The sequence below is a fragment of the Staphylococcus rostri genome (assembly GCF_002902145.1).
Taxonomy (GTDB): Bacteria; Bacillota; Bacilli; order Staphylococcales; family Staphylococcaceae; genus Staphylococcus; species Staphylococcus rostri.
Genome location: NZ_PPRF01000004.1, coordinates 44,927 through 57,242, shown reverse-complemented (window position 1 = coordinate 57,242; position 12,316 = coordinate 44,927). Strand labels below are relative to the sequence as shown.

Sequence of the window (12,316 nt, the reverse complement as noted above, 5' to 3'; positions counted from 1 at the left end):
CTGTTGTACCTTCTGGAAGACCTTTTGTATCAACGTTATCTGTTAAGTCTACTGTTCCACCTTGTTCAACCACTTCTGGTGTTGCTGTTGGATCGTTTTGATCTGCTTGTGATGGGTTAACTTTAACTGGTACGTCTACAGTTTCTTTAGAACCATCTGGGTATGTTACTTCCACTTTACCTGTGTAATCGCCAGGTGTGTTTGTATCGATTGTACCGTCTGGTGTTACATCTGTAACTTTTGTACCATCTGGTAATTTAGATGTGTCAACGTTATCTGTTAAGTCATACTCTCCACCTTTTTCTACTTCTTCAGGTGTTACAGTTGGATCATTTTCATCCGCTTGTGATGGCTTAACTGTTACTGGTACGTCCACTGTATCTTTTGAACCATCTGGGTATGTTACTTCTACTTTACCTGGGTACTCACCAGGTGTATTCGTATCGATTGTACCTGTTGGTGTTACATCTTTAACTGTTGTACCTTCTGGAAGACCTTTTGTATCAACGTTATCTGTTAAGTCGTAGTCTCCACCTTTTTCTACTTCTTCAGGTGTTGCTGTTGGATCATATTTATCAGCATCTGGTGTTGGTGCTGTTACAGTGAATTTCGCATTAACTGTGTCTGTTGTACCATCTTCATAAGTGACAACAACTGGTACTGTAATTTCTTGACCAACTTGATCTGGTGTTGGTGTGAATGTGATTTCACCTGTTTTCGGATCTACTTTAACGCCTTCAGGAACATCTGTCGCATTAGGATCAAGAATAAATGGTGCTTCTGCATCTAATGGTACGTTACTTGTTTCTACTGGGTTACCGTTTTTGTCCGTGAATGTTGGTGTTACTGAACCTTCTTCACCTGCTGCTACTGAAGTATCTTCATAAGCTGGTTCGTTGATAATATTTTGATCAACAACTGCTGTGAATGAGTCTACTGCAAGTGCGTCAGATAAATCAGTTGTGCTACGGTTTGGTAAGAAGATTGCTGATGTGTATGTCGCATTCTTATCTAAGTCTGCTGGTACTGTGATTGGTACTGAACCAATTGTACCGTCTACGTTAGATACTTTAGATACTGGATCACCAATTGCGACACCATCTTTAAACCATTGGATTTGGTATTCACGTGATGGTAATAAACCGCCTGATTTAGATTCAACTGTATCGCCAGGAACTGCGAAATTCTTTTGTGAATCGTAAACTAAAACGTCGTGCATTGGTTGTGGTGCTAATGCAGCGAAGTCTTGGCCGCTACCGTTCGCTCCAGCTAACATTTGTGCATCAAAGATATCACGTCCAGCATCAGCTGTTGTGAACATGTTGTTTTGATAGTTGTTACCCCAGATTGCATAGTCGTCAATCATAGGTGCAATGTACATATAGTCAGAGTTAATGTGACGGTGTTTTTGACCAATTGTACCGTTCCATTGTAAAAGACTGCTGTGATTCACATCTTCGTCTTTCACTAATTGACCATACTCTTCATCAGTAATTGTATGAGAAATTTTCAAACCACTATTTTGTTGTGTTGCACTTACACCGTATAAACCTTTGAATGGAATGTAGTAGTTACCGTTTGAATCAACTGTACCAACTACTGATTCTGCGATATGAGAACCTTGACCATTTTCAGCTTGGTATTTTGTTACGATGTCTTGTTGTGCTGCTCTGAAGTCTTCTAAAGTGTAACCTTTATTAGCTTCTTTCCATGCGTCAAATTGACGTGTTACTTCGTCATTTACGTATGAAGCAACTACTTTAACACCAGTTGCATTTAAATCCCATGAGTCTTTCTTCCAAGCACGAGAGTCTGAACCAGATGGGTCGTTTGTTTCATACCAAACTTTACCCGTTACTTTACCGTAAAGACCTTCGTTTGGCCAAATACCGTCAGCGTTTGGTGACTCTGTCCATTGATCTTTAGGTTTCATTAACCAATCATTTTGGCTAATTTTTTCTTGAACAAGTACTTGACCGTTAACGATACGGTTAACACCTGCAGTGAAGTCCCAAGATTCGTTAGTACGGCTTGTACGTGTATGGAAACCATATTTTTGGTCACCGTGTTTAATCACGTTATATTTTTCCGGATCTGGATTTTCTACCCATGTTCTAACTGCGAAGTTACCGTCGCCAGCTAATTGGAATTTTTGTTCTTTACCTGTACTATCGATTACTGATTTAGAAAGATCAAATACATATGAACCATCTGGGTTTGTAGTTGTGTAATAAACTGGTGATACAAAACCGTCACCATTTACCCATTGTAAGTAAATTTTAGCGTTTTGTAGTGGTTCATTACCAGGAGAATTGATATTTCCGCCTCTGTAAATCCATGCTTTACCAGCATAGCTTTGTTTTTGACCTTCTACACCTGGAACGTAAAGCGCGCCATCTTGTGCTGCTTGTTGTAATTCACTATCAAACGCACGTGTAGATGTAGTTGTATCTGCTGCACGAGTTGCAGTTGTTGGTGCTGAACGGAACATAGCAGTTGATACTGGTTCCTCAGTTACAACATCTTCATTAGTTAATGCAGTTTCTTCACGAACCGCTGCTAAAGTACCATCAACGTTGTATTTATTTTGCTCATTTGCTAAATAATCAACAAGTGCTTGTTGTAACGCTTCTGGAGTTACTTCAGTTAACGTTCCGTTTAAGTTACTTGCAATTTTGTTCGCTTCTTCTGTAGAGATGTTTTTCTCAGCTGCTAAGTAATCTGCTGCTGATGTTTGATCTGTTACAGTTTTGATGTCAGTTGTAGGAACTGCTGCTGGTTGTTCTGTTGTTGTCTCTGGAGTTGTTGCAGGCGCTTCCTCTGCTGTTGCGTCTGAAGAAGGTGTTGTTTCTGTTGTTGTGCTTGCAGGTTGTTCAGCTGTTGTAGCTTCTTCTGTTGTTTCTGCAGCCGTAATAACAGATGCTGATTTTGTTGTTTCTTCTGCTGGTTGCTCAGCTGTTGTGTCAGCTTCTTCTGTTACTGCTGTTTCTTCTTTAGGAGCTTCTTCAGTTGTAGTTTCTTCCTTAGATGTGTCTGCAGTATCTACAGCTTGTTCTTCTGTTGTCGCCGCTTCTTCTGTTACTGCTGCTTCATCTGCAGGTTCCTCTTCTGTTGCAGCTGCTTCTTCTGTCGTTTTGCTGTCTAATTCTTCTGCTTGTGCATCATTGTATGCCCCAAATACTAATGTTGCCCCTACTAAAATCGAGGCTGTGCCAACTGTGAATTTGCGAATCGAATACTTGTTTTGCTTGTTTGGCAAAAAGTCGAAACGCTTTGAGTTTGTGGTCTTTTTATTAGCCATTTCATTGCTCCTTTTCAAATAGTTTATGTCCAATCTAAATGCGATTAATAAATTACATTGGACAATACAATTCAAATGCTAACATACAAATTATAATTTAATGATTCTTTATCTTATTCCAATAATCTAATCTCAATAATATTTGTTAATTTAAATTGATAGAAATATGTAATAAAAAGCGTCATCATAGGTGCGAAATGATTTGTGTATATATATATATGTAAAAAAACAGTTTTGGGCACATGCACAATATCAAAGCATAAAATATAATTCACATTTATATTAAGTTTAATGTGTGTTATATATTGTCTAGTGTAAATTAATTTTTTGGGGTAAATAAAACCGCTTAACCAAAAATTTATGTATTAATTGGACGATCCAGTCAAATCATTATGTGTAACACATCATAGAAAATGGCGATTTGGATTTTCAGAGGGAGTATTGATGAAATGGTAAATCAACATTGGGCACAAATGGTTGTTAAAAAAATAGCCACAATTATTAAAAGAAATGTACAAGTTGTTAATAAAAGTGGGCAAATTATTGCGACGTCAAACTCAGAGAGACTGGGTGAGATACATCATGCTGCACTACATTCAATTCAGCGCAATCTGCCTATTGAAATTGAAGAAGAAGATATGAACTTTTGGAAGGTGAAAACACCGGGAATCATTTTACCTTTTGAATATCAAGAGGCAACATATGGTGCGTTACTCATTGCAGGAGCACCTGAAGAAGTGCGCGAATCTTCACGCCTACTCAAAGTAACTGCAGAGTTCATTATCGAACAAGAAATTGAACGTTCTGTGCGATTCAAAAGCTCTTTATCACGTACACAAATGCTTTCCAACATACTATTCAATAAAGACATGACGACGCATAGCTACAGCCGTAAGCAAATTGTTGACTTTCTTGGGTTGAAGAACAAAGTGGCGGTCGCTTCAATTTCTATTAATACAACGAGTAAATCGAAAATTCGAGCAATCAAGAGTGCTTTGAACGACTGGCAACTCCATGATGATGATATATTAGAACTGACACCACAAGAATTGCTGTTCGTATTTAAAGCCAATGTCAATCGTGGCAAGACATTAGAAGAGTTAAAACGCTTTATTGAAAACGCGATGTTACAAGAAGGCTTTGAACGCACGCTGATTACAATTGGAGACTTTAATTCGGGGATTCAAGGACTCATTCAGTCTTACAACGAATCACAATCACTCAAAAAACTCGTTCTTTCAATGAATCATTCAGAAGGTCTCTACGCATATAAAGATTATGAACTTGAAATCATCTGTCAGAACATCCGAAAACATTCACCAGATGAAGAGGCATCACTCATCGCCAATTATAAGAAACTCGTGTCATTTGGTGGCGATAAATATCTTAATGAGACCGTTGAGGCCTACTTCAAGAATCATGGTAAACTGGTTAAAACAGCTAACGATTTATTCATCCACCGTAATACTTTGAACTATCGTATAAAGAAAATTCACGAGATTACTGGATGGGATCCTAATACCATAGACGGTATCGTTTTATTACGCATTGCGCAGTACCATTATAAAACACGCTAAACCGTCAATATGATAACAACACAAACTGGGGCAATATACTGCTCCAGTTTTTTTGTCGCATAGTATCTTATTACTTTCTTATATAAAAACAAAATGCTATAATCAAAAATCGTTTTTCATTAACTTCCTATATAAATATAGTATCCAGACTATATTTCCATCTATTGCGCACGATTAATTATCTATCATTAAAATAAGGTTCAAAACCTTGTCAAATATGTGTTGTTGCGTTTTATTTCACACTATTCTTTTCTCACTAAGTTTATGTTTTTCACATCTTTAATGTTATTTTTCAATTATTTTTTGACAAAACCAAAAAAATTGTATATATAATTTAATAGCACACATAAGATTATACGTTCATAATTTTTAGCTTTTTGAATTTGTTAGCGCAAAATTTTTCGACCATAGCTTTTATTACGTGAGGAGGTTACAACTTTGTTCCCTAAAATATATCATTTAACAGCACCTATGACGCAACCTGTACGCTGCTTCAACGGGATTATTCTTGTGTTTTCTCTCAATGAAAATACAACCGTTGTCAAAAAAGAAGGGTTAGAATATCGCGGCAAAAACTTATATTTGATTAATGAATCAGATCTCTATGAAATTCATACACAGTCTGCTTTATTATTCTATTTGCCGAGCGCGTTATTCAAAGAGCTAGACATCGATATTTTTAATCATGACTTTATCATTCAGCAATATGATGTTGTAAGAGCTGATTTAGCATTGCTATTCAAATGTTACCAAACATGCGAGCAGCATACGCATCATGCACAAAGCCTTGTCACGCATCTTCTTAAGGAAGTGACACGCAAGACGCACTCATATGCCCATTCAACTGATACGACGTTACATCATATGATTGACTACATTCGCGACCATTTACATGACCGCATTACTTTGGAAGTCTTATCTAAAACTTTTGATGTCTCGTCATCATACATTTCAACACTGTTCAAACAGAACTTGCATATGAATTTCTATGATTATACCGCTTCATTAAAAGTCGCAAAGTCCTTAGAAGCCCTCTCAATACATGATGAGAAAATTAAAACAGTTGCTGAATTATGGCATTATCCAAGTGCTACCAACTACATTATTAATTTTAAGAAATATATGGGCATCACGCCTAAAAAATATAAAGGTTTACCTTTGGATGAGCATGGTCTTAACTTGCCGAATACTGTGTCGGACGTCAATACTTTACGCCGTCTGCATATAGAATCGACGTCGGACACACATAAAACAACGGTGTTCGTTGATGATTCACGTATTAATGCGCCTGCATTCTCATTTTTTAATCTGGTAGACGTCGGACCTTACGATAATATAGATAGAATCATTAGCGAGCCTATTTTCTTTTATAAAAACCTCACGAATTATAAACTTGCTTCTTATATTTATATTAATGAGCCTATCGAGAACATCATTACAGACAATGCTCAGGAGACGATTATAAAACTTCGAAAGTTATTTCAGACGAAGATTTCTGTCGCGATCAAGTTAACGGATATTCAAAGTTACTACTATATCGTTAAAGCGATTGAAGACCTGCATTATTTAGAGACCGAGCACTTACCTATCGCACCTGTACATGATAGCAAACTGCTGTTGCTGTTAGATTTGAACGAGATAGATGTCAATGATATTAAACACATTAAGCGCAATATCTATGGCATACATATCGCAATTGCATTAGACGTCACAGACTGTTATCTCAACGGTCAATCCATTGATGATGACATCTATGCATTGAATCCTGATTTTTATACGATTGATTTTGAAAAGGTCATCCCGCATCAGAATCAGCTTAAAAAGTACCATACATTTAAAAAAGTACAATGGTCGCTCTATCAATTTTTAAATCAAAATATTAAGACGAATAAAACAATTTTCTTAAATTATGATTTACTCTATACGCCTGATATTTTAAATAATACAGCCTTGTGTTTGAAGGAATCTTTAAAAAGTCGACCTTATCTTGCTGGAGCGAGCATTACATTCACACAGCCAGCAGCACGCAAACACAACATCGCATTATTTGATAATATCGAAAATAAAACGACCTTTTATTTTCTTGGTGTGATGTTGCTTAACTTTGCGAATTATCCTTGTCATTATGGCGAAAATCATATTATCACACGTGCTATGCATAGCTATAATATACTTCTATATAATTCCAAAGCTGATGAACACGACTTTTATATTACGTTGCAAAATGAGCAGCTCCCTGCCAAAACACTCATTTCAACAGAGATATTAAACAGTGAGTACGGAGACGTTGACAGTATGATTTGTTCACGTATTAAAGATAAAAGTAACTTCCCAAATTCACTCAAGTTCAAGTTAAGCCAATACAACACGCCACACCTAAGTGTTGATGAACATAACTTTGACGACGGGGCTTATATCATCAAATTACCCGGGAAATCTGTGTCGATGATTACCCTATATACCTCTTAAAAGGAGCGTCATTATGACACAGGATGTAGGTGGGGCAACGGAAGCTTTTCAAAAAAACGAGATATCTGTCCCATTCTCATGTCCTATTGTATAAGGGTGACAAGCAGTAAAAATCGATGACAAAGCTGCATTTACTTCCGTCATCTGGGGGTTCCTTTATTTTTTTGCCGGAATTTTATATCTTAAATCCTTAAAAATATCGTTTTTCTGAGATTTTTCTTTCTGGTTTCTAAAAAATCATGTTTCGCACAACATAAACTGTCAATCGCCCTTATACCAATGGTTACATAATTTCAATAATTTCGCTCAATATTTCACAATTTAGTCATTTGCACAACAAACAATGAATAATGTTACTTTTTGTGCTTATATTTATGTCTTGGTCACTGTTACTTTTAATTAATTTTTAAATATTTTTGTTCATCCCTTTGCTTTTTCGGATATAATACGAGTGTTAGGAGCGAGTCGATGAAGAAAGAAAACAATATTTTTTATAGATTTTTTGAACGTCTAGGCAACTGGATAAAGACTGCATTTTTTATTTTAGGCGCTATCTCTTTTGTGGTGTTTCTAGCGATGGCAACAGTGATCCCGGAAATGAATCGTCACATTTACGAAGGGAAGATTGTTGAGAAGTATCACGAAAACAATGGTCTAACAACCGGAACAACCCGCTATATCGTAGTCCAGCATGGTCGTGACAAGACAACGATTGAGAACAGCGATATATTATTACACGCAAAGTTCGATAGCCGTGATATTCACGATAACTTACGTGAAGGTCAAAACGTAAAGGTCTATACGATTGGTTTCGATCTACCTAAGTATGGGATGTATCCTAACTTATACCGTGTTGAACAATCTTAAAATTGCATAAAACGCATAGATGACTGGAGCAGCCGCTTACTTAAGCGACCACTCCAGTCATCTTTTATTGTTCGAATGTTTCAATCCATTTCAGAACAGCTGGTGCAATGCTTGCTTCATCGTGAATATGAACCCAGTCAATTTCAGTAATCTCTGCATCAATTTGCACGTTAGACCAATCGATCGGTTCATGCGTACGAAATCCGTTTAATTCCGTCATCATACCTTCTTGCGGGTAAGCTGGCCCAACAACCGTTCCTATGTATTCTAGCTGATCTGCTGTTAATACCAGTTGTAACTCTTCTTCAAGCTCACGTAACAATGCCGCTTCAAGTGATTCATCCGGTTCTATTTTACCGCCTGGAAAGTATCGCTTCTCTCTATTACGTACTTGTACTAGACGTAAATAATCTCCTTTACGTTCTACTAAACACACACAGCGTATCACGTCATATCCCCCTATCATTATGTACTACAGATAGGATAACATACTGAGATTATATTGCTTTTTGCATGGTACTCTGACTTTGTACATAAACTTCTCCGATACGTTGCGCTGCCATACGCCCACCCATAATATTACGTGCAAACGGTCCTAGTTCTAAATCTGCTAACATACCAGAAACATAGAGTCGTGGTAACCATTCGAGATTTGTCGTAATAACTGGGAATCCTGCGGCCATTTTAGCATCATCACGCTGAATCAATGTGCGGATTAACGGTTGCTGCATTAAGTCTAACTTGAAGCCGGTTGCCAAATAGATACCATCGTAATTTATTTTTTCTTCTCCTATAACGATGTGATGATCCATAAGGGCATCAATCGGGTCTTGATGAATGATTAAGCGTCCGTCACTTTCTGCGTGCATGAGTTTCATATACATTTCTTTTGGCATAGAGCCTTTATGTCGCTCGCTACGGTTGACTTCCGCACGTTGTACTAAGTCTTTCTCACATTGAAAACCACGCATATTTTTCGGTCCTAACCAACCTGGGTCTGCGTCAAAGTCGAATACTTCTAATGGCTTTTTCAGCCATAGATGAATCGGTGTGTCTCGTTGTTCAGCGAGTAGCTTGATAACCAAGTGGGCAGCCGATATGCCACTACCAACAATATGTGAAGCCGTCGTTTGCGCATCAAAATCCTGTTGATGAATATGTTGAACATCAGGTTGATTGACATACATCTCTGGTATATTCGGTGTATGATGTGTCCCCATCGCCAAAACAATATGACGCCCTTTTACAACTTCATCACTACCCAACAGGACTTGCCAATAATCATCTATTTGTTCAATATCTATCGCCGTTTGTTGAATGTGACAGCTTGCCAAATTATATTCTTCTATCCAATGCGCTGTATGATCAAAAAACATATCAAGTCTTGGACGCTGATACTGACCAATCATCGCTTGTGCATATTGGTGTTGTTTCGCATACTTTTTAAGATCAAATGGCTCAGGATGACAGTGATGCACGAGTGGCGAGCGTAAATAAGGCATACTGAGTCGTGTCGTTTGCATCTTAAAGTTTCCCATTAGTGTCTCATGTGGATCTACTATCGCCATTTGTGATGCAGGTAAACCTAAATGACGCAATTGTAGTGCGATTGTCGTGGCGTGGACACCTCCACCAATAATCAACCATTCATACATAATATCGCCCCTTTACAAATCGTAATAATTACGTTTTATAATAAGCGATACATTTCGAGATTGCAAGACTGAACCTAGACTCTGGTGATGGAGAGTGGGACATAGTAATTTTAAGAATTGGGAAAGCCATAAATTGTGTCCATACCTAATAAAAAAGCCACCTACCCATAATTGGTGTAGATGACTTGTAAGTTTATATGCTTTCTTATTATACGATAGGTGCGCCGCCTGTAATACCGTATACTTGCCCTGTAATAAAGCTACCACCTTCAGAAGCAAGTAAGACATAGACATCAGCCAATTCAACAGGCTGACCGGCACGTTGTAATGGTTGATTTTTACCAAAGTTTGGAATGCGTTCTTGCGGTTGACCACCACAGATTTGTAATGGCGTCCATACAGGGCCTGGTGCCACTGCATTAACACGGATACCCTTAGGTCCAAGTTGCGCTGCCAAACCTTTCGCAAGAGACACATTACATGATTTTGTCATCGCATAGTCTAACAAGTGTGGACTTGGTTTTACCGCTTGAATTGATGACGTTAAGATAATACTTGCGCCTGCTTCAAGATAGTTTAACGCTTCTTGAATTGAATATACTGTTGAGAACACATTGACTTCAAATGTATCTGTTAACTGTTTCGGATCTAACTTTTGAATATCGTATTCAAAGCTTTGCATACCTGCATTCAATACAAGAATATCAAGTCCGCCCAATTGATCATGTGCGTCTTTAACCATTTGACGCGCGTAATCTGCATCACGTAAGTCACCAGGTAATAAAACAGCTTTCTGACCTGCCGCTTCAATGACAGCTTTCACTTCTTCCGCATCGACTTGCTCGTCAGGATGATATGCGATTGCGACATCCGCGCCTTCTTTCGCATAAGCAATTGCCGCTGCACGTCCAATACCTGAGTCGCCACCTGTCACAAGTGCTTTTTTGCCGACTAACTTTTCGGCACCACGGTAAGATGTCTCTCCACAATCAGGAACTGGTGTCATCTCACGTTGAATACCCGGATAAGGTTGTGGCTGTTGCTCATATGTGTCATGAAAATATTGCGTTAAAGGATTTTGATTTGCCATTTTAAAACCTCATTTCATTTATCAATTTTTCATTCTCAACGTATCAAAAAAACTCAGAAAAACAAAGTAAGTTGTCTTCCTGAGTTAATATAATATTAATCGATATACTTTTTACCTAAACGGTCAACAATTGCTGAAATCGCACCGTCACCTGTTACGTTTGTTGCTGTACCAAAACTATCTTGTGCCATGTACAATGCAATCATCAAGCCAATCGCTGCTTCATTAAAGCCTAGAATTGACCCAAGAATCCCACTCGCTGCCATAACAGAACCACCTGGAACACCTGGTGCTGCAATCATAATGACACCTAGCATGAAAATAAAACCAATCATCGTCGGAATACTTACAAGTGATAAGCTTGGTAGTACAATCATCGCTGCGACAGAACAGCTGACTAATGTAATAGTAGAACCTGATAAGTGAATTGTTGCCAATAACGGAACACTAAAGTCCGCAACTGGCGGTGTGACACCATTCTTTTTAGCTTGTTTAAGTGTCACTGGAATTGTTGCCGCACTACTCATCGTTCCGAGTGCTGTGAAATACGATGGCAACATTGTTTTCAATAAGCTAATTGGGCTTTTCTTATTCAAGACCCCAGCTGTAATATATAATACCGTTAACCATACCCAGTGCATGATAATCGCAATAATTAGAACGATACCGAACACTTTTAAAATGCTGACAACTGTTCCTTGCGCTGTCATTTCAGCAAAGATCGTTGCGATATAGAATGGTAAAAATGGGATAATGAGCTTTTCAATTAAAACTTCTACAATGCGTTGCCCTTCATCGATCAGTTTAATCATCGTGAATGCTTCTACTTTGTGTGCAATAATCCCGAATGCAAACGCCGTAATCAATGCTGTTAACACACCCATTAATGGATCAAATTCAAAAGAAAAGAATGGTGCAATTTCAGGTGGTTCACCTGGCACTTTACCATGCGCTGCAATCATTGGCATCAATGTGTATGATACAGTCAATGCCATTAAGCCTGCTAAGATTGTTGATGTATATGCCACACCAACTGTCATCCCTACAAGTCTACCTGAGCCTTTACCAAGTGATGTAATACCTGATGCAATAAAGAAAAAGATAATTAATGGAATCATATAGTTGATGATTTGTCCAAAAATCCCTTTCACTGTTACAAGCACTTTATTTAGAACATCAATATCCAACATCCCAATTAAAATACCTGCCACAATCCCTAAAATCAATTTTCCAATCAACTTCATTGGTTGGTCTCCCTCCGTAACCTTGTCATTGTACTCAAAAGTCTCTTTGATATATCGAGCGCTTTCAATATATATTGCATGAATTAGTATGAAAAAGCAATATATTTTTTGAA

At 37.9% G+C, this 12,316-nt stretch carries 8 protein-coding genes; 3 read left to right on the top strand and 5 right to left on the bottom strand.

Annotated elements, in window-relative coordinates; all coding sequences use genetic code 11:
• Positions 1-3,301, bottom strand: a 3,301-nt coding sequence (locus tag CD122_RS00810) for a Rib/alpha-like domain-containing protein (protein WP_142381165.1), incomplete at its 3' end; no start/stop codon positions are given.
• Positions 3,302-3,750: 449 nt separating this feature from the next.
• Here CD122_RS00810 and CD122_RS00805 point away from each other — a divergent pair.
• The 3 genes from CD122_RS00805 (at position 3,751) to CD122_RS00795 (ending at position 8,214) form a co-directional block, all read left to right on the top strand.
• On the top strand, positions 3,751-4,878 hold the full coding sequence (locus tag CD122_RS00805; RefSeq protein WP_103357130.1) for a sugar diacid recognition domain-containing protein: 1,128 nt from the start codon (positions 3,751-3,753) through the stop codon (positions 4,876-4,878).
• Positions 4,879-5,316: 438 nt separating this feature from the next.
• Positions 5,317-7,347 (top strand): helix-turn-helix transcriptional regulator, encoded by a 2,031-nt coding sequence (locus CD122_RS00800; RefSeq protein ID WP_103357129.1) that lies wholly within the window; start codon positions 5,317-5,319, stop codon positions 7,345-7,347.
• A gap of 468 nt (positions 7,348-7,815) precedes the next feature.
• Positions 7,816-8,214 (top strand): hypothetical protein, encoded by a 399-nt coding sequence (locus CD122_RS00795; protein WP_103357128.1) that lies wholly within the window; start codon positions 7,816-7,818, stop codon positions 8,212-8,214.
• Positions 8,215-8,278: 64 nt separating this feature from the next.
• On the opposite strand, the gene CD122_RS00790 is transcribed toward CD122_RS00795, so the two are convergent.
• The 4 genes from CD122_RS00790 to CD122_RS00775 all read right to left on the bottom strand — a co-directional run bounded on the left by CD122_RS00790 (position 8,279) and on the right by CD122_RS00775 (position 12,203).
• Positions 8,279-8,662, bottom strand: coding sequence for an NUDIX domain-containing protein (locus CD122_RS00790; protein ID WP_103357127.1), 384 nt, complete (start codon positions 8,660-8,662; stop codon positions 8,279-8,281).
• A gap of 49 nt (positions 8,663-8,711) precedes the next feature.
• Entirely contained in the window at positions 8,712-9,869 is a 1,158-nt protein-coding gene (locus CD122_RS00785) for an FAD/NAD(P)-binding protein (protein WP_169926444.1), read from the bottom strand.
• Between the two features lie 208 nt (positions 9,870-10,077).
• Positions 10,078-10,959 (bottom strand): SDR family oxidoreductase, encoded by an 882-nt coding sequence (locus CD122_RS00780; RefSeq protein ID WP_103357125.1) that lies wholly within the window; start codon positions 10,957-10,959, stop codon positions 10,078-10,080.
• 95 nt (positions 10,960-11,054) lie between these two features.
• The gene (locus tag CD122_RS00775; protein ID WP_103357124.1) at positions 11,055-12,203 is read right to left on the bottom strand and encodes a dicarboxylate/amino acid:cation symporter; all 1,149 of its coding nucleotides are present in this window, start codon (positions 12,201-12,203) and stop codon (positions 11,055-11,057) included.
• Positions 12,204-12,316 lie beyond the last annotated feature (113 nt).

Excerpts from the sequence above, each read along its gene's own strand:
- CD122_RS00805 (WP_103357130.1), top strand. The coding sequence starts at position 3,751 with ATGGTAAATCAACATTGGGCACAAATGGTTGTTAAAAAAATAGCCACA.
- CD122_RS00785 (WP_169926444.1), bottom strand. The coding sequence starts at position 9,869 with ATGTATGAATGGTTGATTATTGGTGGAGGTGTCCACGCCACGACAATC.
- CD122_RS00780 (WP_103357125.1), bottom strand. The coding sequence starts at position 10,959 with ATGGCAAATCAAAATCCTTTAACGCAATATTTTCATGACACATATGAG.
- CD122_RS00795 (WP_103357128.1), top strand. The coding sequence starts at position 7,816 with ATGAAGAAAGAAAACAATATTTTTTATAGATTTTTTGAACGTCTAGGC.
- CD122_RS00775 (WP_103357124.1), bottom strand. The coding sequence starts at position 12,203 with ATGAAGTTGATTGGAAAATTGATTTTAGGGATTGTGGCAGGTATTTTA.